Origin of the sequence: Grimontia indica, from assembly GCF_000333895.2 — a bacterium.
Lineage (GTDB): Bacteria > Pseudomonadota > Gammaproteobacteria > Enterobacterales > Vibrionaceae > Enterovibrio > Enterovibrio indicus.
This window is the reverse complement of the sequence record NZ_ANFM02000031.1, coordinates 29390-53576: the sequence shown is the minus strand read 5'-3', so window position 1 is coordinate 53576 and position 24187 is coordinate 29390. Positions and strand designations below refer to the sequence as shown.

14 protein-coding genes are annotated in these 24187 nt (G+C 48.7%); 6 read left to right on the top strand and 8 right to left on the bottom strand.

The window, feature by feature from the left end; translation table 11 throughout:
* Positions 1–91: 91 nt before the first annotated feature.
* A complete protein-coding gene (locus D515_RS16975) occupies positions 92–13270 on the bottom strand; it encodes a retention module-containing protein (protein ID WP_002540265.1) in 13179 nt (4392 codons plus the stop codon).
* 458 nt (positions 13271–13728) lie between these two features.
* On the opposite strand from D515_RS16975, the gene D515_RS16970 reads away from it, so the two are divergent.
* Positions 13729–15135 (top strand): TolC family outer membrane protein, encoded by a 1407-nt coding sequence (locus D515_RS16970; protein WP_002540264.1) that lies wholly within the window; start codon positions 13729–13731, stop codon positions 15133–15135.
* Positions 15132–15770: an OmpA family protein gene (locus D515_RS16965; protein ID WP_002540263.1), complete on the top strand. Its 639-nt coding sequence runs from the start codon at positions 15132–15134 to the stop codon at positions 15768–15770. Before D515_RS16970 ends, D515_RS16965 begins: the two co-directional genes overlap by 4 nt.
* Positions 15771–15858: 88 nt before the next feature.
* Here the strand turns inward: D515_RS16965 and D515_RS16960 are convergent, their stop codons facing one another.
* On the bottom strand, positions 15859–16200 hold the full coding sequence (locus D515_RS16960; RefSeq protein WP_002540261.1) for a hypothetical protein: 342 nt from the start codon (positions 16198–16200) through the stop codon (positions 15859–15861).
* Positions 16201–16653: 453 nt separating this feature from the next.
* On the opposite strand from D515_RS16960, the gene D515_RS16955 reads away from it, so the two are divergent.
* Entirely contained in the window at positions 16654–17937 is a 1284-nt protein-coding gene (locus D515_RS16955; protein WP_002540260.1) for a DASH family cryptochrome, read from the top strand.
* Between the two features lie 65 nt (positions 17938–18002).
* Here D515_RS16955 and D515_RS25390 read toward each other — a convergent pair whose 3' ends face one another.
* Both D515_RS25390 and D515_RS16945 read right to left on the bottom strand, forming a co-directional pair.
* The gene (locus D515_RS25390) at positions 18003–18368 is read right to left on the bottom strand and encodes a GFA family protein (protein WP_083939920.1); all 366 of its coding nucleotides are present in this window, start codon (positions 18366–18368) and stop codon (positions 18003–18005) included.
* Positions 18369–18455: 87 nt separating this feature from the next.
* Positions 18456–19049 (bottom strand): PGAP1-like alpha/beta domain-containing protein, encoded by a 594-nt coding sequence (locus D515_RS16945; protein ID WP_039850257.1) that lies wholly within the window; start codon positions 19047–19049, stop codon positions 18456–18458.
* A gap of 196 nt (positions 19050–19245) precedes the next feature.
* Here D515_RS16945 and D515_RS16940 point away from each other — a divergent pair, with 196 nt between their 5' ends.
* Entirely contained in the window at positions 19246–19608 is a 363-nt protein-coding gene (locus tag D515_RS16940) for a hypothetical protein (protein ID WP_002540257.1), read from the top strand.
* Positions 19609–19806: 198 nt separating this feature from the next.
* Positions 19807–20049, top strand: a complete 243-nt coding sequence (locus tag D515_RS16935; RefSeq protein WP_002540256.1) for a hypothetical protein — start codon at positions 19807–19809, stop codon at positions 20047–20049.
* Between the two features lie 59 nt (positions 20050–20108).
* On the opposite strand, the gene D515_RS16930 is transcribed toward D515_RS16935, so the two are convergent.
* Both D515_RS16930 and D515_RS16925 read right to left on the bottom strand, forming a co-directional pair.
* Positions 20109–21425, bottom strand: a complete 1317-nt coding sequence (locus tag D515_RS16930; RefSeq protein WP_002540255.1) for a YjiH family protein — start codon at positions 21423–21425, stop codon at positions 20109–20111.
* Positions 21426–21763: 338 nt separating this feature from the next.
* Positions 21764–22561: a hypothetical protein gene (locus D515_RS16925; protein ID WP_239643991.1), complete on the bottom strand. Its 798-nt coding sequence runs from the start codon at positions 22559–22561 to the stop codon at positions 21764–21766.
* 181 nt (positions 22562–22742) lie between these two features.
* On the opposite strand from D515_RS16925, the gene D515_RS16920 reads away from it, so the two are divergent.
* Entirely contained in the window at positions 22743–23066 is a 324-nt protein-coding gene (locus D515_RS16920) for an HI1450 family dsDNA-mimic protein (RefSeq protein WP_002540252.1), read from the top strand.
* A gap of 49 nt (positions 23067–23115) precedes the next feature.
* Here D515_RS16920 and napC read toward each other — a convergent pair whose 3' ends face one another.
* On the bottom strand, positions 23116–23712 hold the full coding sequence (napC, locus tag D515_RS16915) for a cytochrome c-type protein NapC (protein ID WP_002540251.1): 597 nt from the start codon (positions 23710–23712) through the stop codon (positions 23116–23118).
* A 9-nt stretch (positions 23713–23721) separates the two neighbouring features.
* Positions 23722–24156, bottom strand: a complete 435-nt coding sequence (locus D515_RS16910; protein ID WP_002540250.1) for a nitrate reductase cytochrome c-type subunit — start codon at positions 24154–24156, stop codon at positions 23722–23724.
* Positions 24157–24187 lie beyond the last annotated feature (31 nt).

Genomic DNA, 24187 nt, shown 5'->3' with positions numbered 1-24187 from the left:
TATCGACAGATGACTCAATTGACGAAAATAGTTATGTCCAAATTCAATACCTTGAACAAAGACCACTCAATGAGCAAACTTAGCTCTCCTGTTAATCCACTTTAAAAACCTGTTGGTCGTAAAGGGCGTTAATGATTTCTGAAGTACTGGATCCTGCAGCCAGACTAAGCCCTGAACTCGATATATCCATGCTTTCCAGCACGATGTTTTGCGTTTGCCCATTTGAAATCAAGGCAAGCGTGATCGTGCCATCGTTAGCGACGGTTGCATCATCAAAAAATGGCAATAAATCAGATGCATCCGGTGTTGAGCTTAACCCTGTCAGCAAGTCAGAGATATCCAGTTTGTCCTGCCCCAACGTCAGATCAGTCACCCTGTCTGTATTCGCTGGATTGGTCAAAGACGACTCCAGCCAAACGAACAGATCTTCTCCTTCACCGCCAGTGAGAATGTCATCGCCTTTACCCGCTTGCAGGGTGTCATTGCCCCCCATACCAAACAGACTTTCTCCTGCGTCATCGGCGACCAACGTATTGCTTTCTCCATTACCGATATTGTCACCGAGATATAACTGACCGCTATCGATGACAGAGGTCAGGAGCTCTTCCTGGGTCATCCCAGAAGCCATGCCATTAATCATTTCATCCAAACTGACGCCGTTGAAAACGATGTCCTGAACTTTATCTCCGCCAACTGAAACACTCAGAGTTGCGCTGCCACCGCTTTCGGTTAATGCGAGGATATCAGTCAGCGCCGAAAGGCCACTCAGGTTTTGCAGGCTTAACGCACCGCTGAGATCCACCACATCCGTTGCAGTGTCGAAATCTTCGATGGTATCTGTCGCAGGGCTGCCGGCGGTGCCAAAATCTGCTGCATTCCAAACAAACCTATCGATGCTGTTGTCCGCATCACCTTCTTTACCACCCCACAAGCTGTCATCACCAGCACCGCCACTGAGGATGTCTGCACCAAGCCCGCCAATCAAGGTATCGTCACCAGCGCCACCTTCCAGAGTGGCATCTTCCGTTCCCGATACCACAACATTGTCGACGGCAGGATCTGCAGCTGCAATCGCCCCTTCGCCTGCGTTAGTCACGTTGATAGAAAGTTCGATGGAATCAGATTCTGCCGATTCCCCCGTCGTTGTCGTTGAAATAGCAACCACTTCAACGGTGTTCGACAGCACAGACGATCCCGTTACGTGCAGTTGTGCGAGTTCTGCCGGCGTTAGCGTCACAACACCACCAATAGGGCCTGTCCCCATGGCTGCGCCATCAGCATCAACGAATGTTAGTCCCGCAGGCACATTTCGAATTTCGATCGAAAGCGTTTCAGACGGGTCCGTCAATGCAGCTGCCAGCCCAAGCAGAGGAATCACGGAAGCGACACTCCCCGCAACCGCAGCGGTTTGTGGCGTATTCAGAGTCAGTGTGGGAATGTCTGGTTTTGGCAGTACATTGATGCTGACCGAATCCGTATCTGTCTTCGCCCCTCCGTCACCGGAATTGCCGTTATCGTTGACCGTCACGGTCAGAGTATCTTCACCACTGAAATTAGTATCTCCCGTGTAGGTGACGCCATTACCCAAAGCGTCATTAATGGCATCCAACGGCCCTTCCAAAGTCATATTGTTGGTGCCCTGCCCACTCACAGTCACGCCTGAAGGCAATGGTGGTGAGTCCGGTAAACCAATCACACCATCAATAGCACTCAAGCGAATAGAAATAACGCCACCAGCCGTTTCATTCGCATCGACATCTTTCACCTGTATAGATTCAATCAGTAAGGTCGTTTCTTCTTCCGCTTCCAGTGAAGTTGGCAAGGTTAACTCTGGCTCGTCATTGACTGGTGTGACGGTGACATCGATCACCTGATTCACCCACAGAGAACTGTCTGCTTCTACGCCGTTATCTACCGCGCGAATCGACACTTCAAGCTGCCCATCCCAGTTATTTTCATTGGCATCTCCCGGTGTGAAAATAAGCGAAGACAGCGTGGTTTGATTGGCGATAACGACCCAACTTCCATCGGGTTGTTTTTCCGCACTGCTCCCACTGGCAACACCCGGCGGCAGGCTGATCGTTGCGGAATCCGGCACATTGGTCAGCACCACTTTCACCACTTCTGGCCCATTCTCAGTCACAGACAATCCCGAGCCATCATATGACGATGCTTTATCTATCACCGTGACATCCAAAGGCAACTCAATGTTCTCGTCTTCCGTGCCGGAGACCGACGTGGTGATTTCAGTGTCTACTCCATCGCCAATGGGGTTAACCACAACGTCGATGGTGGTGCTGTATTCTTTCGGTGTGCTGAGTAAATTCTCTTTGGCGTAAACCACCATGACGACCGTCATTGAACCACTGAAGTTTTTGGGTGGAATAAACGCAATATCATCAAGAGAGAAACTTTGGCTGTTAGGTGGCACACTGATGGTCCAGTCGCCGCCGCCACTGTTCTGCACCAACTGGCTTCCATTCGAAACCAACTGGAAATCATCAGGCACACCGGTGAGTTTCACCGAAACAATCTTCTCAGAACCATCAGTGTCCTGCAGCGTTGCCGTGACTCCTGTTAGTGCGATTTGCTCATCTTCGTTGCCCGCAATCGCTGAAGTATTACCACTGAAGGTAACCGGATCGTTAACTGGCAAGACTTCGAAGGACACATTGGTTGAGATGGTTTTAACGGTGACAGAGTCAGGTAAGCTCGTCTGATCATTCACTGCCCTATCTTCGACCGTTGTATCGACTTTAATGCTGACATCACCACTGAAATCCGCTATCGGCTTGAAGTAAACCTTGGAAAGATCAGCACTGGAAACAGTGATGGTGCTTTGCGGGTTCTCACCACTTTCATCAACAAAAAAACCTACGGAGCTGTCAACGGTCAATACAGCCTGAGTGATGGTTTCAACACCGGAATTGGGCGACGTATCGGGGTCGATTAATTTCGACGTAAAATCCAGCTCTATGATGCCATCTTCAAGGGCTTTGTTGGCGACTGGCACCCATTCTGATTCATCCTCGACGGGCTGTTCTTCACTGTTCAAACCGTCAGTTTGAATCACTTTCACTTCGGTCGTAACACCATCTACCACCGGAGCAATAACAATGGAGATAGACGTATCAAGCTCTTTGATGTCGCCGCTTAGTTTGTCTGTCGTGACTAGTTTGATAGGAAGTATTGCGTCACCGGCAAAATGTCTGGGCAGTAATAAAGCGATGGCGGAAAGATCAACAGACCCATCCGCGGCCACTGGTACTTTGGTAACATATTCACCGGTTTCGTAGTTGAACGACATCCCAGAAGCCACTGCGCCAATCGCCGACAGCGCTGAAGAATCAATAACCAGTGATAACTCATCATTGGGTGCATCCACAGCATTTATCTGGATAAAGTCGCCAATTTGCTCTCCAAATGTAATCGATTTATCTTCAGCACCTGTCACATTCTGCAAGTTGACCGATATATCACCTGCCAACTCGGTCTGATCTGTCTCACCCTGAAAGTCCAGTGTCAGCACAATGGGCTTCTGCTCGACGGGAGTACTTACGTCTCCTTCAGTTCCGTCCCCCTGATCCTGAACCTGCGCTGTGATTTGCGCATATACAGGCGCCGTTGTTTTAGCAGACGTCGTAATGGCCAATGTATCTAATGCATTCGCAGGAACAGTCCAACTGCCGTCACCATTATTGATCCCACCTGTCACGTAGAACTGGTCATAGAGTTCAAGCTGTTCCTCTGTCAGTGGTGTTCCACTGGCATCAGCGACAAAAGTGACCACGACCTGGGTAATAATTTCCTCGCTGCTTCCGTCTGTGTTTACGCCTTCAGGTGTTATAAATGCCAAACGTCTATCAGGACTGGAAAGTGATATTGAGCCAGTACCCTCCCCGACAATGGTCGTCGAAAGAATATTATCGGAAGCATCAATTAGCTCGATGTCTCCAGTATTCTCTACGGTCGCGATGATGAGGACATTCAGATCACCAGTGATCTCTTTGGTATCAATAGCCGAAGAGTCAGTGTCTTTCTGTTCAACAGTTAGCTTCACGCTTAGATCAAGATCCCGGTCGAGGTCAGAGTTTACTGGGGCTCTAAGTAAAAGATTACTGCCCGATAAGAGCTTACTCACTTGATCAGTGGAGAGCACCGCTTCGCCTCCGGAGAAGGTAATAGGCGTTGATTCACCGGCAATTGTCAGCGTATAACCAGCGTCAATCGCTGCCTGAGCCATCGAAAAGGTAATAGCGGTAATAGATTCGTTGTTATCAGTGAATCCTTCATCCGTATTTGGACGCCAATTAACGACCACATTCTGGTCTTCAAATCCACGGCTGTTGAGCGTGTAATCTTGCGCATCAATTTCCGGTTCAATATGGACAATGACATCTTTATCGACGGTCAAAGAATCGCCATCATCTTCAGTGACGATAATGGTGACAGTCAGCGTGATATCATCTGTGCTGCCAGGAGGAGGAACCAGTTTAACGTCTGAAAGCCCATCTACCTTGGCCTGATATTGGGGTTCACCATTAGCACCCAGGCCAGCATAAACTAGGTTGATTTCGTCATCATTGGTATCTAATAAGGTCACGCCTTTGGGAATATTGGTGACCAGCGTAGACAGTGTTTCAGAGTCATCGTCAGGCAGAGAACTCCCTTTCTCACCAGATTTAATGGTAAACAAAAGTGAAACTTCTCCATCTTCCGGAATGGTGGTTTCAATCCCCGTCTCCACGCCATCTTCGATGACTGGCTGCCAAACATTACCTAAATCTGCTTCAATATCTGGCACATCAGCCACGCCTTTCAAAGCCACGTTGAGGATTTTTGCGCCAGTCTCGTAAACATCAGTCACCGTCTCGGCGACACCACTGGCATTGGTGACTGTGATCGTGTCTTTCACCACGCCTCTGACATTCAAGGCGAAATCCACATTGCTTTCTGGTGGTGGCTGAAGCTTCAAACCACTGATATCTGCATACGCAAACTCATAGAGACCGCCACTTTCCGGCACCTCGGTCCCATCACTCAAGAGTAATTTCGCACCTGTTGGCACGCCGGTGATCCAGACATAAAGCGCTTCAGAACCGTCTGTATCTACTGAATCTGTCAGTGAGATATGCGGTGCGAGGTCGATAAGCTCGTCTTCCAGCCCACTGGCTCGGGTCACTTTGAGGGTGGTGGTATCCGCAATTGGGTCAACCGCAATCGTGATGGTTTGAGGTTCTGAATCCGCCGTTTGCTGACCGGACGCGAAGTTGTCTTTCTCTTTACTTTGGGCAATCGCTGTTAGCGTTATGTCACCAGAGAAATTCTCGTCAGGTTTCACTACCACATTGTTGATATCCGCCGCTGCGACGATGTATTTGCCACCTGTCGGCGTCAACTCTGCGCCATTGAGCAACAAGGTGGCGCTGCCAGCGTCGAGTGTCAGGATGTAGTTCAGTTCTTCCGAATCATCCCTGTCTTCCAATTCTGCGTTCAGGTTGAGTGTTGCACCGTCACTGTCTTCATCAATTCGGTAGTAAAGCGTTGTCGTTGAATTTTCCCAAATCGGCACATCAGCAATACCCTCAACGGTGATGGAGAAGGTTTGGTTATCTAACTGACGTTCTGAGCCATCTCCGTTGGCCACAAATCCCGTCACGGTAAACGTAGGCACACCGTTAGATGCGGAGTAATCCTGATCAGGGACAAAGGTCACACCTTGCAGTGTCCAAAGTTCATTGGAAGCATTGGGCGTGAACAAGTTGCCCGCCAACTCAATTTGGTTACCAGTGATGGGAAGCTCCGCACCGTTCGCATAGAAAGTGCCGTGAGCGTTGGATGGCAAGGTAATCAAAACGCGATCAACCGTTTCACTTTGGTCGTTATCACCGACGTCAACCGTCATATTAATGGCTATACCATCCGCAGGATTGCCGACCAAATCATCGTTAGGATCTGGCTCCCTGCCCTGGTCTTCCAAACCAGATGCGTTTTGGACGACAAGTTGCGGTTGGGCATCGACAACCACAATTTCCGTGGTGCCGACAACGATGTCTCCATCGCCGTCGAGAATTTCGTAGCTAAAAGATTCTGTGATGCGGTTACTGGTTGAGCCCCTGTGTGTGATGTCATCGTTGGCGATGAACTCCACCGTACCGCGGCTATGAATCACCAAGGTGCCGAGCTCTTGCCCGCCACTCCCTTCGGTGACCGTAAACCGGTTATTAATGCCCGGTGTCAGTTCATGCTGTTCGCCATTGATGGTGACTGACTTGATGGTTGCATCATCAGCGCCACGATTGCGCGCAGGCAGAATGGTAATGCGTGAAGATGAATTCCCTTCTTCCGTTACCAAACTACCGCCGCCTGTTCCTACGCCGTCGGTCTCCAACGAAAATGGCACATCATCAAGGACATTTACGACGATATTGGCTGTCGCTTTGTCGCCATCAGCATCAGTCACTTCGACAGGGAAGTTAATCGCGAGAGAGTTTTTCTCTTCACCTCGTGGGTGGTCAAGAGCACCAAGCAATGCAAAGGTATAAGTGCCATTCGGAAATACGGTTAGCGTAAAGACTTCTCTTGCGCCTGCCATACCGGTGTAAACCTTATTGGCAGATGTATCACTGGTCAGCTCCAGCGTGACTGCGGTGCCCTTAGAACTCAGTGGAATGGCAGTACCACCCGCATCTTCACTATTGTCGCTATTTACTGAGGCAAAGCCGCCAACGTTTATCGCTACATCAGCAATTTCATCACTGCCGCTATTGATTTCCAGTTGCCCGGTCGCTGTATCCTGATCAGTGCCCACACCACCAGGCGTGGTACCGGGTCGGTTCTGATTGGGGCTAGAGCCGTTAGCGTTAATATCGCTTTCTTCGACATTCAACGCAGGGGCGTTGGTAATCACCGGCGCTTCACCATCCTGAATATCAACGCTAATCGCTGCAATGCCACTTATCACATCACCATCAGAATCCTTGGTGTCGAGAGAGACGGAAATAACAATGCGATCGCCATTAATCGTTACCCGCGTGTTTGATGTTGCATCTGCATTGTGGTCAACAGGTTTGAATAGCGTGATAGAAGGTTCGATGACCAAACCATATCCATCGACGCCTTGGGTAGCAGGAAAGCTCAGCGTCATGACCAACTCACCATCAACCCGCCCAGACAGAACACCTGTCGTCTGATCGTATTCGAAGTCGATGGGTTTACCGTTACTGGTGAGTACCTCTTCCATGTCTTTGATCAAGTCATCCAACTGAGCACTGCTGATTCTCACGTCGTCCGGGATCAATCGGTCAGTCCTTGCATTGACCGTCAAACTCACGGTTGAGGTGTCGGGATAGCCAACTTGAGCGCCATCAGGGGTTAAATCTGGCTCAGTGATCGGCAAGGTTTTGTCAGTAGACGGAATGATCGCTGAGTCATCATCCTGAATCGTGACGGTAAACTCACCTGTCACTTCATCGCCATCAATATCCGTCACCTTCACGCCGATGGGTAGCTCAAGGTCGCTACCAGCCTGATCAACAGCCAAATCCAACACAACGGAGTATTCTCCTGTTGGCTTACCCGAAGCATCAGTATCAAGTTTGATGGTCAACACCGTGTCACCATTCGCAGGTGAAGAGGAGGCTGACAGGCTTGGATCATCGATAACGATGACGATTTCGTTAGTCAGCGAAGAAAACGGCTGTGGTTGAACACTGGTTTGGTAACCACTGCTGGTAATAGCATTAAGTGCTGCTTCCAATCCTGATGGCGCATAGAACTCGATGGACTGAATCGCATCTGTGCCTTGGGTAATGCCGAGGCTGATATTCTCTTGCGAGCGCGTGCTGCCAATAATGGGGTCAATGAGTGTTGAATCGACAGGATCGACACTCGGCGGCGCACCATCCTTTATGGTGAGCGTGAAATCAGATGTCGTTGTGTCACCGTCATCATCCGTGACTTTAAGTGAGAGCGGCAACTCTACCGACTCACTGTCTGGCTGTTCAATCGGACGGTTTACGGTTGCGGTGTATTGGTTGTTCGCTTGATCGATCGCTACCGTCAGCACAGTTATAGTGGCGCCAGACCCGTCGATATACCCCACTTCGATGGTTTTGTTTGAGCCATTGAGTTCGTTCAATGGTGTTAGCAAAGTCAGCGCATTACCTTCGCTGGTTAGCCCTTCTATTTGGGTAGCCAAAGAAGCATCTAGATCCCAAACCAGCGAGGTGATGTCATCACTTCCTACCTCCAGACCCAGAGATTCTGTCGTCGAAACTGGGGTGTCGCCATTGGCAGGTTCAGTGAGCTCCGCATCCACGACCTCCATAATCGCATTAATGCCATCTTCCACTGAGTAAGTGACTTCTATAGGTGTATCAAGCGGGTCGTTATCCGTATCGCGTGCCTGAAGTTGAACCTTGATATCGAAGATTTCGTCATCGCTACCAGAGGCTGGCTTAACCGTCACCCATTGGTTGTCAGCAAACTTGCTTTCTTCAATATGATCAAGTGGTTCGCTGAGCGTAAAGACAGAAGCGATAGACAGACCTTGCGCACCCGTACCTGCCGACTGTGTCGTGGTCAAGGTTATACTGGCAACTTCAGTACCATCGCCTTTTTCACCCACCAGCGTGATGACGTTATCTGCGGTGCCCGCCTCAATGCGGAATGTCAGCGCATCACCACCTGAAGTCAGTTCATTCAATTCTTCAATCAATGCAGTCAGATTGGCGATGGAGACGGAATTGGGCAGCAGCCTATCCGCAGCGGCATCTAATGTGATCGTGCCGTTGACGGTTTGAGCAGGTTCGTTAAGTTTATCCTCGGTGATTTCATACTCACCACTCACTGTCGCTGATTCGCCCGACGCGTCACTGCCATCATTGACGGTGACGGTAAAGTCAGAGGAATCACTGTCACCGTCGTGATCCGTGACTTTCACAGAAAGTGGCAGCTCAACCTTTTCATCTGATGGCTGGTCGATAGATTGTGACAGTGTCACTGCATATTGATTATTACCCGCATCCAGCGCAATCGTCATCACGGTCACTGTTGCACCAGAGCCATCGGTATAGCCAATCTCTATCGGATTATCAGAATCATTTAAATCGCTGACTGGACTCAGCAATGACAAAGCATTGCCATTGCTGGTTAGCCCTTCAACGATGGTCTGAAAACCACCGTCCAACTGCCAAACTAGTGATTCAATATCATCACTCCCGATATCCAGTCCCAGCGAACGAGTTTCTGTTGCCGTTGAACCGGAATTAGGGTCAGTCACACTGGCATCCTGAACATCGATTTCTGGATGGATGCCATCTTCAACCGAATACGTCACTTCTATCGGCGCATCCAGCAAATCATCATCGGTATCTTTCGCTTGCAGTTGAAGCTTGATATCAAAAATCTCTTCGCTGGTGCCAGATGCAGATTTGATGGTAACCCACTGATTATCAGCAAACTTGTCTGGGTCTGCATGGTCGAGCGGGAGGTTGAGCGTGAAGACTGAGTCAATCGTGATGCCCTGCGCACCGCTACCCGAAATTTGTGTGGTAGTCAGCGTAAGGCTAACCACCTCGGTGCCATCCGCTTTTTTACCGACAAGCTCAATGACGTTATCAGCAGTGCCCGGCTGTATGGTGAAAGTCAGTGCATCACCGCCGGAAGTCAGTTCGTTAAGTTCGCTTTGAAGAGCCGACAAGTTGGCGATAAATACAGAATCCGGCTCAAGCCTGTCTGTGGTGGCATCTAATGTAATGGAGCCGTTGGCGGTTTGAGCAGGTTCATTCAGCTGGTCTTCAACTAAATCGTAATTACCGGAGACACTGACATTGACGCCGTTGGCGTTGTCATTGTCTTCAATGGTCACCGTGAAAGCAGAATCTGCGGTGTCACCATCTTTGTCCGTCACCTTCACGGAAAGTGGAATGTCGATTTTGTCGTTACTGGTGGTTTGATCGATTGGCTGGGACAGCACTACATCGTAATCATTATTCACCTGATCCAGCGTGAGAGTCATGACTGTGATTGTGGTGCCAGTGGTGCCAGTGCCGTCAACATAACCAATCTCAATGGGTTGGTTTGAATCATTGATGTCGCCGAGTGGTGTTAACAGCGAAAGTGCATTGCCATTGCTGGTGAATCCTTCGATGGTGGTCTGGAATGCGCTATCCAGCTGCCAAACCAGCGATTCAATATCATCACTGCCAATGGTAAGGCCAAGCGAACCCGACGCCGTTGATGCACTTCCCCCTTTAAGCGGATCGACAAGTTCTACGTCAGCGGCATCAATCACCGGATGAATGCCATCCTCAATCGAATACGTCACTTCAATGGGTGCATCTAACGCATCATTATCTGTATCAAGCACCTGAAGCTGAAGCTTGATGTCGAAGATTTCTTCGCTGCTACCGGATGCAGGATTAATCGTGACCCACTTATTGTCGGCAAATTTGCTGTCTTCAATGTGGTCTAGCGGTTCGTTGAGTGTAAAAGCAGAAGCAATCGAGATCCCCTGTGCGCCGGAACCCGGCTGTTGCGTGGTAGTCAACGTCAGACTGACCACTTCCGTGCCATCGGCTTTTTTACCCACCAATTCGATAACGTTCCCTGCCGTGCCTGGCTCTATCGAGAAAGTCAGCGCATCGCCACCAGACGTCAGTTCATTAAGCTCGGACTGTAATTCCGACAGATTGGCAATAGAGAGGGAATCAGGTTGCAGACGGTCAGTTTTCGCATCCAGCGTAATCGTGCCGTTTGCGGTTTGCGCCGGTTCATTCAACTGATTTTCTGTGATTTCAAATCCGCCACTCTCCATCGCAGACTCACCAGATGCATTGCCTGCATCGTTAATCGTGAGGGTGAACTCAGAGGTAGTGCTGTCCCCATCGTCGTCTGTCACTTTAACCGTTAATGGCAATTCGACCTTATCATCGGTTGGCTCATCAATCGGTTGCGCCAACGTCACCTTATATTCATTGCTGGTTTGATCGAGTTCGATAGTGAGCACGGTAATCGTAGTGCCAGATTCGGTGTAGCCAACCTGAATGGGCTCACCATCGGCGTTGAGCTCACTTAAGGGTGTCAGCAATGACAAGGGATTCCCGTTACTGGTGAGGCTTTCAATCAAGGTTTGGAAACTGCTGTCGAGTTGCCATGTGAGTGAGGCAATATCATCACTGCCAACCTCTAATCCCAGTGATTCTGAGGTGGTTGAAGCAGGCTCGCCAACCATCGGGTCAATCAGGGTTGAATCTGCTGCGTCGATAAGTGGCGTTGTCCCATCTTCCACTTTATAGGTCACGCTAATTGGCGCATCGAGTGGGTCCCCATCCGTATCCTGTACCTGCAGCTCAACTTTGATGTCGAAGATTTCCTCGCTCGTACCCGAAGCCGATGAAATAGTGACCCATTGGTTATCCGCAAACTGGCCTGGGTCGAGGTGATCCAACGGACCATCCAAGGTAAAGACTGACGCAATGGAAATACCCTGCGCGCCCGTACCAGAGGTTTGACTGGCCGTTAACGTGATATTGACGATTTCGGTGCCGTCCGGCTTAGTTCCGGTAATTTCGACTACATTACCCGTTTTAGTTAACTGGAAGGACAGAGCCTCTCCGCCTGAAGCCAGCTTATTAAGCTCGGTTTGAAGGCCAGTGAGATTTGCAATTTCAAGGGAGTCAGGAACCAATCTGTCTGCCGCTGCATCTAGCGTTATTGTGCCATTTGCGACCAAAGCAGGTTCTTCCAGCTGGTCTTCCGTGAGTTCATACTGCCCTTCTATGGTTGCGTTTTCTCCCGATGCGTTATCACCATCTTCAAACGTGACGGTAAAGGTGCCAACGCCGCTGTCCCCGTCCCTGTCTGTTGCTTCAACGGTCACCGGAATCAAGGTGTCATTGCTCGCTTCTGACTCATCAATCGTGGCATTTTGGGCGACAACGTAGGCATATTGATCTGTCGCCCCCGCGACAGGTTGGAGGGTGATACTAAGTACAATGGAAGAAGGATCGCTGTCGAGGCTAACGCGGATTTCGTTGTCTTCAACAACAAAGGAGGTCGAAGCACCATTGCTGGTGATCGCACTCAAGGCATCGGAAAGCTCAGGGGTCTCGACAAAACGAATCAATGCCAGTGCATCACTGTTTACATCCAGATTGATGGGAATGGGCTCGGAAACATACTCCACGTTGTTTTCATCAATGGTGATGCTGTCAGGACTGAGTGTTGGATCCGCACCATCTAACACGGTTACCGTGGTACTGACGGGCGCATCCAGCGCATTACCGCTAACGTCTTGCCCTTGGATCTCCATCGATATGTTGATGGAATCCCCCGTCACTGTCACCAAACCCGCGCTACTACCCTCCGCATTGTGGTCCAGAGGTGAATTCAAGGTAACAGAGACCGTCAATGACACATCCCTGCCAACCTGTTCGCCTGTCACTTCAATAATGACAACGGTTTCGCCATTTAGGCTCCCTGTGATGGTTTTGCCATCTGCAGAAAGAACATAATCCAGTGGCTCACCGCCGCTTAGTGTATCTGCGGTCAGCTCGGTGATTATCGCTTCCGCTGCCGTCGGCTCAATCACAAAGCTGGTCGCATCCAACGGTAAAGAGCTTGCTGTTATCAATACACTGGAAACCGTGTTTACCGGGTACTGATCTGGCTGTAGGTCGCTCTCGGTGATGGTGAGAGACAGAGACTCACCACCCGAAGGGGGAAGAATAGGAAGTGGATCGTCATCGGCTGGAGCGGCTGCGTTTGGGGAAAAAGTAGTATCGAACCCGGCCTGTGCCAGCACGCTGGTATTGTTGTACTGAATAACCGCAAAATCACCGATAGAGGAACTGGTTCCACCTGCAGCTCCCGCCGCCGCCGCTTCAAATTCCTGCGTCGGGTCAACACCGGCAAGAATAGCTTCCTGCAACGCAGCGATGTCACCATCTAGCAGCGCGATTGCGTCTTCACTCTCTGCCAGCGTGACGTTTTCATCCAGCCCAATGATCTGAATGCCCTCATCATCGAGCTTGATACAGGTGGCACAGGGCTCTGAAACCAACACGGGTTCGCCATCTTTAATAACAATGTAGCGAGCGTTGGGTGACGCGATAACTATACCTTCAGCACCCACATTTGCGCTGCCGGTCAATGGCGCTGCCAGATTGTTCTGAACAAGGTAGACCTTGCCTTCTTCTACGGTGAGTGACGTTGATAATTTTTCTATGTTTTCCGACGTTTCTGAGCCGGTATTTGCTGTCTTCATCGATATACCTATAACGTTTACGAATCACCCAGCCAGTTGCCTTACTGTCTAGATTTACCAACTAAATTGCAGTGAGACGGGTTTTCGAAATTGTTTGCCTATCGGATTTGGTGAGAAGTATTAATCGATCAAATTGGTAAAAAATTAATGCCTCCCAGACAGTTTGGCCTTTAGAAGTTTGCTTTGACCTGTCTCATTTACGATAGAAAAGCGATAAAGCCCGTTTTAGGGGGTCAATTATTTTCGAACATGCCCTACTTTTTACGTTGTTAAGTCGAACATGTAATTTATCGCAATTTGTGGTCACACACCTGTCCATATATCAATGCATCCGAGCAGTTTCAGGAGAAGAAAAACAGGTGAAAAAATGGCAGTTGGCTCCAGTTTTCTTTCCACATTTTAGCGTTTTGACTTTTCAAATTTTACGCAGGGTCTAATTTCGCTTTGAGGGAGCATTCATGAAGCAACGTAACACCCACTCTAGACTGCGGTTTTTGGCAAGAACATCACGTTTCCCTAAAGCTTGGAAACCGACATTAAGTGTTATTGCATTTGCACTTTGTAGCACCGGTTTAGCAGCAACCGTGCATGCACAATCATTGGAGCAAGCCGTTGCAACGACACTTTCACAAAACCCGACAATCAGAGAAGCCTATAACGAGTTCAAAAGTCGTGAAGCGGATATCGATGCATCGGAAGGTGGTTATCTGCCTTCTGTCGATCTCGACGCTGGTATTGGTTATTCCGAATACGACAGTGACAACAACGATGGGACTTATCATCCCAGGGACGTAAGGTTGAGTCTTCGCCAGTTAATCTGGGACGGCTCCATTACTTATAACGACATCAAACGCACTAAAGCAGAAGCTGAAGCTCAGCGCTTTCAACTGTTAGCAGATGCTCAAGACACCGCACTTAGCGTGACAGAGGCCTATATTGAGGTTTTGCGCACTCAGGCGATTACGGATCTTTCCCAAAAGAACCTGGAAACCCATGAGCGTATCTTTGGTGATATCAAAAAGCGCGCGGATTCGGGCATCAGTTCCACCGCGGATCTTTCTCAGGCTCAAGGTCGTCTGGCACAGGCACAAACCAATTTGTTGTCTGCGATGAGCAATCTCGATGACGCTGTTATCGAGTTTGAACGCGTTGTGGGCGCATCTCCTCTCGATTTGGTTCTGCCAGAAGTCGATGCACTTTTCATTCCGCCAACACTGGTTGAAGCACTGACCATCGCAAAAGAAAACAACCCCGTTATTCAGGTTGCAACGAATGATGTAGAAGCCGCACACCGTCAGTACAAACAGGCTAAAGGCGACTTTTTCCCAACGTTTAGCATTGAAGCCTCTCAGGAATGGGGTGAAGAGTTAGATGGTCAGCCAGGTGATACCGACGAGTTTCAGGCCATGCTGCGCATGCGCTACAACCTGTATAACGGTGGCACCGACGCGGCGGAAGCACGCAGTGCCGCTTACCAAATAAACAAAGCGAAGAACATTCGCCACAACGCACATCGTCTGTTGGATGAAAGTACGCGTCTGGCATGGACAGCGAAAGAGTTGGCAGAGAAACAAACACAGTTCCTACAACAACATGTTGATTCAGCCTCTAAGACGCTTGAAGCATACGAAAAGCAATATTTGATTGGCCGACGCACATTGCTTGATCTGCTCAACACAGAAAACGAGTTGTTTGATGCGCGCCGCTCATACATTGATTCTCATTACACCGGTATTTATTCAAAGTACCGCGTCTTGAACGCCACTGGCCTGCTGCTTGATGAACTGCGCGTTGATACACCAGAAGAGTGGCAAACTTCGGTCTACGGCAAGGACGGCAAAGATAAACAAGGAGACACCGAATGATGAACGCTTTTCAGCGATACGCTGGCCTGTCTCGGCAAGCTCTCAGCAGTGTATTTCTGATCATCGCGGCTCTGGTGCTGGCGGGTTGTTCCACCAGCGCTTCGCAAGCCCCTGTTGCCAAACAGCATGCCGATTTGTTGGATGATGACAGTGATGGTGTGATTAACGCCCGGGATGCCTGTGAAGGCACCCCTCTTGGTGCAATCATTAATAATGATGGTTGTTCCGAAGAACTGGAAATCAGCGCCCGTGATGACCTGCATATTCTGTTTGCTAACGATTCAGCAAAGATCCCAGCAAGCTTTGTCACCGAAGTGAATGACCTCGCCCGCTTCATGAAGTCTTTCACTTACATCGTGGTTGAGCTTAACGGTTACGCGAGTGTGGTGGGCAACCCAGATTACAACCTAGCGCTTTCAGAACGCCGAGCCAATGCCGTAAAAAGCGCGCTGATCAAACAAGGCATTAGGCCGGATCGGGTTCGAATCATCGGTTTTGGCGAATCCGACCCCGTTCTTGCCCAGTCTCAGGAGCAGTCGGACATACTCAGTCGCCGCGTGACGGCGAGTGTGAAAGTATCGGAAACCGAAGTCGTTAACAAATGGACGATTTACACGTCATCATCCGCAAAATGATGCGACGTTTAGAAACAGAAAAAGGGCCGATTCGGCCCTTTTCTTTTATCACTTATTTCTTTATCGCTGATTGGCTCATTCACTGCTTTTAATGCAGGACAACCGGATCAAGCGTTCCTTGGTTGGTAGGTAACGCCAACAACAACCAGAAATCCAAATCTGTCTCGGTACACTTGTCGGGGGTAACCCGAATAACGCCTTTACAGCGCTTGCCGCTTGGCTGTTCAAGCAACGCTCCAGGTCTTCGCAGTGCTTCTTTCATGCACTCATCGCCAACAATGAACTGCAAGCCGTCATCATCTACGATGCTGAACAGTCTATCATGCTGGAAAAAGTAAATGCGTTCATTGTCGACTTCTTCCCGAATACCTGAAATGCCTAGCAGCGCCCGGCGAACGAAGCCCGATAAATCTTGACCAGTCACACTCATTGGATTGTTCCGTATTAACTTCAACGATAATCATTCCCAATATAGTGATATGAAACGATCTGTTAATCCTAAGGGGCGCACATTGGGACGAAAACCGTTAAAAAGTCTGACAGACTTATAATCAACTTCGTAAAACTGTACTCATAAATATCCTGTGTTTTGAAAAAAGTATCAGGCTTGAGTACTAAACCCTCTCAATCCAAGTCACCGCGCAATGCGGCATTGGGGCATTAACCCGCTATAAGCATCAGGTTGATCTCGCACACATTTCATTCTCAAGGCTTCTTGACTTTATCAATGCTGGGCTACGCTTTAACTGTGAGACATGCATCTCACCTGTTTAATCGTCTGCACTCCGTTGACGTTTAATTGCGTACTCATGATTTAGGAGGTGAATCGACAACTAGAAACCACCCTTCTGTTCGCAATGACCAATTACAAAGGAGAGACGGTATGAAAGGGCTTCTATGGTTTAGACATGATTTACGATTGGCAGACAACCCTGCACTCGTCGCCCTCTCCCGGCGCTGTGACCAAGCCCTCATGGTTTACGTGATTGACCCAGAATGGTTTAGACCCGCTCATTTTCAATCGCGTCACTTGGGAAGATTCAGGGAAGAGTTCTTATACCAATCTCTACGTGCACTGGAACGTGAACTCAAAAAGCGTAAACAACGTCTGGTTGTTAAAGTGGGGAATCCCCTTCAAGTGATACCAGACCTTTGCAAAAAGCACGGTATCGATCTTCTGGCTGTGACTGACCATCCCGGTGTTTATGAACGCCAGCAAGTGGCTTACTTATCACGAACTCTCGGTTGTGAGGTCAGTGTCAGCGAAAGCTTCTCACTTTTTCTTCGTAGCCAACTCACTTTTGATAAAACCACTTTCCCGCAAACTTTCAGCCAGTTCAGAAAACACGTAGAAAAGCAGAACATCCTCCCCTGCATTCCTATTAGCGCACCCGAATCACTGCCTAAGCACATTGATGAGCGTCGTGACATCTGGGGTGGCCAAGAGTTTGTTTACGACCTGACGCCGTATCATGGCGGTGAAGATTCCGGCATGGTCCAACTGAACCAATTTTTCTGGAAAACCCAAGGGCTGAAAAATTACAAAGAAACCCGCAACGGATTGGATGGCTGGCAGTTCTCGTCCCGTCTATCCGCATGGTTGGCAAACGGTTCAATATCTCCCCGTATTGTCGCTGCGGAATTGGACAACTACGAGTATCGTCACGGACGGTCTGATTCCACCGAATCCATGTATGCTGAGCTGCTGTGGCGCGAATACTTCCAATGGATGATGCATTACCATGGCGCCAGCATGTTTGCATTTGAGGGCATTAAGAACAAACGCCCTCTTACCACTTACTATTGTCAAAACTACAAGGCCTGGGAACAAGGCACCACAGAATATCCCATTGTGAATGCCTGCATGCGTCAACTGAACCAGACCGGGTACATGTCGAATCGCGGACGTCAGATTGTCGCTTCATGTCTGGTCAATGAGCTGGGTGTGGATTGGCGATTCGGTGCAGCTTACTTCGAACAACAGTTGATAGACTTTGACGTTGCGACCAATTACGGCAACTGGCAATACCTGGCAGGTGTTGGCGCAGATCCCCGTGGTCAACGTCATTTCAATCTGGAGAAGCAAACAGAGATTTATGATCCTGAGGGTACTTTCGTTGAAAAATGGGCCAACTCGAAATCGTCAGAAAGCTTGTTGAAGTATTGAATCTCAAAGAATGTGCAAGGCGACTTTATGTCGCCTTTTTCTTTGCCAACAGAAACCAGAGATGACTAAGCCATGCCCTTGCCTACCGTGGCCCGAGCCGGAATTCCATCCGGATCAAATCCTTCCAGACAGAATACATTCACACCAAAATGGTCAGGCGTCACACGCTTTCGGTGGAACGGATAAATACCGCAGACTTTGCAAAAGTAATGTGTCGCTGTGTGAGTATGAAATTGATAAGCCGTCAGTGCGTCTTCTCCGCTAAGAATACGCATCGACGATTCATGCACTTTCACCATCAAGGCATTTTTCCTGATACAGATTGAACAATCACAGGTTGTGAGCTCAGGAAAATCGGAATCTATTTCAAACTGTACTGCCTGACAGTGGCAACTGCCCCTGTATGTATTGACCTGACGTTTCGGTTCCATATCTATTCATGCATCCATTCGCTAACTGACATTGACACGATAGCAACCGAAACAATGAATAAACGTCCCTTTATTGAGCGTTTCTCTTTACTCGAGAATTTCCAAAATGCGCTCACTCACCCGCTTGGCAAAAATCAGTGCTGAATGGGTTAATGGAAAAACTTCATGGCTGGTCATTCCGTCTATTTTCGTTTCTTCTACAAGCACAGTGCCATCTGACTCTTCATCGCGAACCAACACCGTTGCTGGGCCAATACGCATATCCCCGGCAATACTATAAAGCGTTGAGCCCTCCGGCCATGTGGGTTCTTGTTCCGGCATCAGAAAGCGGCTGGACTCCTGAAACATAAAGTCACCGATCCCTATGTCTTTAAAAAACGCGGCGACCTTTGAGCCTTTGTGTGGAGTGCCCAAGGTAATAACCGTTTTTACACACTTAGACATGTCGCTGCCATTTTCGAGATAAGCCCGCGTAATAACACCTCCCATGGAGTGCGCAACAATCGCGATGTCATCACCATCAATAAAGTTGTCCATCGCCCTGAACAACCCGCTCAGATCGGGCATGATGGTGTTATAAGACAAATTCAAAACCTTATGACCTGCACTTTCCAAGCGTTTTTCCAAGGGCAACATGGCAACACCATGCATGTACAGTCCGTGTAATAGAATGATTTTCATAATGTTCTTCTTATTCTCATTGAACCAGTCATTGTCCGTCATACCCGCGAGGTAATCATCAAACGGAACACCAGATTCATCATAACCTCAGAACAAGTCTTTCAACTGAGACGCTGCGTACACTCTTTGAATAGGTACTTTATATCGACAAACATCGTCCACGGGCAATGTATTAACACTTTGAAGGACCGACATAATGGATTTACGACACCTCCTCCTCATTTCATCAGTTTTTGTTGCTTTACCTTTTACCGCGAGCGCAGACGATGCGTCAAAAGAAGCGGCAAAAATTGAACAAGCGCGAGTTCATGAACTGAAAAAACTTGAAGAAGCTGCAAAGCGTGATCTGGCGGAAATTGAGCGGGAGTCGGCTAAAGACATTTCTGAAATGGAGCGCGAAGCGCAGAAACAATCTCAAGAAGAAATGGTTGAAAATAAAAAGAAAGCCGCCGAGCAAAAACGCGAAATGATGAAAAAAGAAGCCGAAAAGAAACGTGAGCACCTGAAAAACAAGGCGAAGTGTAAAGGCAAAGAAAAAGCCTGCGAAAACGTAAGTTAAACCTACTTCTTGAAGATGAAAAAGCGACCCACAACGCGGTCGCTTTTTTTCGCCCTAATTTGAGTGGGATTGCCGACAATGAGACGCTCTGATATTCCGCTCGCTGCATATTCTTATACCCAAACAACCTTAAGGTGCTGGATTCAGGTTGTTTGGGTATATCTGGCTGCATAAATATCTCACATGGAGAACGTCACAATGAAATCATCCAAATTGGCCCTTCTCAGCATGCTGTTTGTTGTCGCTCCGTTTGGCTCTCAAGCCACAGAAACTGCCGGACAACAGGCTGAACAAGTCGCACAGGAACGCGTAGCCCAAATGGAAGCGGTAGCCGACTCTGCCGAATCCGAAGCAAAGTTGTTGTTAGAGGAAACCAAAAAAGAGACGGAAGCGATGACCGAAGACGCAGAGAAAGACGCAAAAGAAGCGGTCAGTGAGTAGTATTGCAAAGAAACAAAAAGGCGGTCAACCGACCGCCTTCTTACTGATTTATTGGGTTTTTAGAAGATAAGGTGCGCGACACCGGCGATGACTGGCAGAGTCACTAAAGTACGCAGGATGAAAATCATCACCAATTCCCAAACCTTCACCGGGATCTTACTGCCCAGCAGCAGTGCGCCAACTTCAGACATATAAATCAGCTGGGTCACAGATAGGGTTGCTACAACAAAACGGGTCATTTCGTTGTCAATGTTCGCCGCCAGAACCGCTGGAATGAACATGTCTGCTATACCAATCAGCATGGTTTCAGATGCAGCTACCGCTTCAGGGATTTGCAGCAATTCCAGCAGAGGAACAAATGGCATACCCAGAATGGTGAATACTGGCGTGTATTCAGCGATGATCAGTGCAGAAGTACCAATCGCCATCACCACAGGCAGAACACCAAACACCATATCAGCAGCGTTCTGGAAGCCTTCTTTCAGTACATCACTCAAAGAGCGGATATGAGAAGCGCGGTTGACGGCACTTTTCACACCGAACGAGAACAGGGTTTCGCCTTCTGGAAGAGATTCATGCTCAAAGGTTTTCTCTTCGCCATTCACCAGGGTGTTCTTTTTCCAACAAAGTGGAGGTAGACGCGGCACAACAACCGCAGCCACAAATCCCGCCAGACACACTGTCAGGTAGAATGGGACAAACATGTGTTCCAGACCGACCTGTGCAATGACCACCAAGCTAAAGCTGATTGAAACAACAGAGAAAGTTGTGCCAACAATGGCTGCTTCGCGTTCGGTGTAGTAACCCTGCTCGTATTGCTTGCTCGACATCAGGATTGCCACACTGCCATCACCCAGCCAAGAGCTGGCACAGTCCACCGCGGAGCGGCCAGGCAAACCAAACAGTGGACGCATGATTTTGGTCATGAAGGTACCAATCAGTTCAAGAAGGCCAAAGTTGGTCAGCAACGGCAGGAACAGACCTGCAAAAACGAAGACAGAAAGCAGAGTCGGAAGCAGATCGCCCAGGACGAAACCGCCGGTAGCACCGCCAATCACGTGTTCAGGACCAAAACCGAAAAACGACATGACGACAAACGCAGCCCCCAACAAACGCACTGTCAGCCAAACAGGTGTTGCCAAAAACAAGCCTGACAGGAACTTTGATTCTGTAATGAAGCGTGGCTTTGTCGCCAGCGCCAGCACTGAACCCAATGCACTAATGAGGATGATACTAGTCACCACGATGGTCGCGCTCTGACCAAGAAGCCCCAAAAGTGACTTCGCAAGCACGGCAATAGGGATCGTAAAGCCACCATCGATCATAATTGGCGTCATAAACAGCAGTACGCCCAGCAGTGATGGGATCAAGAACATCAACAGATTCCGTGTTGATGAAGACGATGTTTTTAGTTCTTCTGTTTTTTGCATGGCAATACTTCCTGAGCAATGCGTTGGGCGAAATAGATATTCACTAAAAGTGACTAATTGAGCGCAAGATTAATGCAACCCGTTTTCCATGTAAACAATAAATAGTCATTTGTTTTGAATAATTTCACCACATTAGCTCAATTGACTATTATGAATTCAAATATTGTATATATTTAACACATTAAGTGTTAATAGCATGTAAATATACCTAATCGGACGCATAAAAAAACCGGCTTTAAATAGCCGGTTTATGATGGGCTTCCCCTAGTCACAAAAGTGAATAACTACCCTATTTTACGATCGATCTTTGCATATTCGGATTCAACCCATGCACCGAAGCTGTCCATCAGGGCAACGACAGCGCGTTTTTTCACGGGCTTACGTTCGATCAAATAGAAAAGTCGCTCTATTTCTAGCGATTTATTAGGGTAATGTTGAAGAAAAGCCTCAGAAGCGGGCTTCAATTCAAACTGCCAGTTCTGCTCTTTATGTGCGACCAACCCAAAGCTGGCTTTGATTAACCGCTCGGCGGCTTCCTGAGCGGCGTCGAGTTGCGTCCCCCATTTGGTTGCGACCGCAATTTTCTGCCGTAAATCTTTGAGTCTCGGGGCCAAATCATCATTCATTGCCTTCGACACTTCCCAACTCACTTCAAAGTGTCCAAAGCTCTTGCTGAGGTTTTCTCCTGCCAAGTTCACCGAGCAATGTTTCAGGAAGAACCCCCAGCGAAAAATATTGGCTAGATTGGTCACATCTTTTAGTGGTACGACATCAATAAGCACACGCTTTAAGGCATCGCTGGATTGTTCAATACGCCAACGAACAGTGTTCAGCGCTGCATACTCCTGCACATTTAAAGCGCGTGTGCAGACCAACAGCAAGGTGAGGTCAGCAGTCTCCCCTGCTTCTCTTCTAGCCACATCGCCAGACAGATAAAGGCTATGAAAAAGTTCGTCACCCATCGCTGACTTAATCTGGCGGACAGAAGCCGCTATCGGTTCAACATAATCAGCTTGAAATGGTCTTTCGTTATCCAACTCAGGTAACAGGCCACCACGCGGCTTGTTCTTGTACAAAGGCATGTCCTCGTTCGGGCAGCTTTAGTTTTCTCTATTCTATACCCAATGAGGTTCAAGATGCTGGTATCAATATGAAATCGAGTGACTTATCGCTGCCTTTATCGCCAATTGGTGTTTGTGGTGATTGGGAAATCTTCGACACCGTGGTGTAATGACACAAATTCAGACATCCTGAGAGACCTCCATGGAAACGCCTTTACTGTCAATTGACGAAACCCTCGATACTGCCTTTGAAATCTTCTACGAAATGGCAGAAGACAATCTCGACTACGATGACATGCTGGCTTATCAAGAACGCTTCGACGAAGAAGGCGCTGGTGTTGCCGTAGAAGCTGAAAGTGACTGGGAAGGACACGTTGCGTTTGAAGTAGACCGCGAAGTGTTTGTTGAAATCCGTATTGGCCTGACATCAGGCGATACGTTGGACGATGTATTGGTTCGCATGCTGATCAGCCGAGACCCAGAGCAGAAGTTCTGTCATATGCTTTGGAAGCGTGCAGCAGAATAATTGGGAAAAAATGGGGGCCAGCAAAAACGACCGCTGGCCCGTTGGCAAGTTAAAACTGAAAATCTTTTGACGCGTCGTGGTTCCTTGGCAGCTTGTGCGCAATGCCCTTGTGACAGTCAATGCAAGTCTGCCCTGCTTCTTCCGCCTTGTCGTGCACACTCGCCGCCACTGATTTCTGGGCGCTGAAATCCATAAACTCGAAATTGTGGCAGTTTCTACATTCTTGAGAGTCGTTTGCCTTCATTCGGTTCCACTCTCGGGTTGCCATTTCCAGTCGGTGATCTTCAAATTTTTGAGGTGTATCAACAATACCAAACGCTTTTGCATAAAGCTCCTTACTCGCTTGGATTTTTCGCACCATTTTCGGACCCCATTCTTTAGGCACGTGGCAGTCAGGACACGTCGCCCTTACACCGCTTCGGTTGCTGTAGTGAATGGTACCGACATATTCCTGATACACATTGTCTTGCATCTCATGACAGCCGATACAGAACTCTTCGCGGTTAGTCATTTCCATGCCGGTATTAAAGCCGCCCCAGAAAATGATCCCCGCAACAAAGCCCAGTGTCAGCACCGTGCCGATAGCCAAGCCGCTCGGCGTTCTGAACCAGGTCCAGAATTTGGTGATGAATCCCGGTAGTTTCATCATCACCTCCTACTGGCCAAACTTACCGGCTGGAACAAACTCGTTCTCAACCAGCGCTTCAGCCTGCACTTGTGGAACATGGCACTGAAGACAGAAATAACGGCGTGGTGACACTTCCGTCAGCACCTTGTTGTCACGATCCATAAAGTGGGTTGGACTAACACGCGGCGCACCCGTTTTACGGTAAACATCCACGTCATGGCACTGCAGGCACGCGTTGTTGGATTGATTGACCTGATAACCGTCGACCGAATGGGGAACCATCGGCGGCTGGTTTACATAGTTCAGCGCAAAGCGTTCCTGATGTTTAGGTACCGCTTTGATTTTTGGCACTTCATTGTTCGCGCCTATCTCCTGATCGCCACGTAGTGATGTGACTTCAGCGATGGCGACAGAACTGAGCAATGCCGCAACAATCAGGGAAATGGAGATTTTCTTTTTCATTGTCGGATCCTTTCGAATCAAATTCTTTCAG

Excerpts from the sequence above, each read along its gene's own strand:
- D515_RS16975 (WP_002540265.1), bottom strand. The coding sequence starts at position 13,270 with ATGAAGACAGCAAATACCGGCTCAGAAACGTCGGAAAACATAGAAAAA.
- D515_RS16970 (WP_002540264.1), top strand. The coding sequence starts at position 13,729 with ATGAAGCAACGTAACACCCACTCTAGACTGCGGTTTTTGGCAAGAACA.
- D515_RS16965 (WP_002540263.1), top strand. The coding sequence starts at position 15,132 with ATGATGAACGCTTTTCAGCGATACGCTGGCCTGTCTCGGCAAGCTCTC.
- D515_RS16960 (WP_002540261.1), bottom strand. The coding sequence starts at position 16,200 with ATGAGTGTGACTGGTCAAGATTTATCGGGCTTCGTTCGCCGGGCGCTG.
- D515_RS16955 (WP_002540260.1), top strand. The coding sequence starts at position 16,654 with ATGAAAGGGCTTCTATGGTTTAGACATGATTTACGATTGGCAGACAAC.
- D515_RS25390 (WP_083939920.1), bottom strand. The coding sequence starts at position 18,368 with ATGGAACCGAAACGTCAGGTCAATACATACAGGGGCAGTTGCCACTGT.
- D515_RS16945 (WP_039850257.1), bottom strand. The coding sequence starts at position 19,049 with ATGAAAATCATTCTATTACACGGACTGTACATGCATGGTGTTGCCATG.
- D515_RS16940 (WP_002540257.1), top strand. The coding sequence starts at position 19,246 with ATGGATTTACGACACCTCCTCCTCATTTCATCAGTTTTTGTTGCTTTA.
- D515_RS16935 (WP_002540256.1), top strand. The coding sequence starts at position 19,807 with ATGAAATCATCCAAATTGGCCCTTCTCAGCATGCTGTTTGTTGTCGCT.
- D515_RS16930 (WP_002540255.1), bottom strand. The coding sequence starts at position 21,425 with ATGTTCTTGATCCCATCACTGCTGGGCGTACTGCTGTTTATGACGCCA.
- D515_RS16925 (WP_239643991.1), bottom strand. The coding sequence starts at position 22,561 with ATGCCTTTGTACAAGAACAAGCCGCGTGGTGGCCTGTTACCTGAGTTG.
- D515_RS16920 (WP_002540252.1), top strand. The coding sequence starts at position 22,743 with ATGGAAACGCCTTTACTGTCAATTGACGAAACCCTCGATACTGCCTTT.
- napC (WP_002540251.1), bottom strand. The coding sequence starts at position 23,712 with ATGAAACTACCGGGATTCATCACCAAATTCTGGACCTGGTTCAGAACG.
- D515_RS16910 (WP_002540250.1), bottom strand. The coding sequence starts at position 24,156 with ATGAAAAAGAAAATCTCCATTTCCCTGATTGTTGCGGCATTGCTCAGT.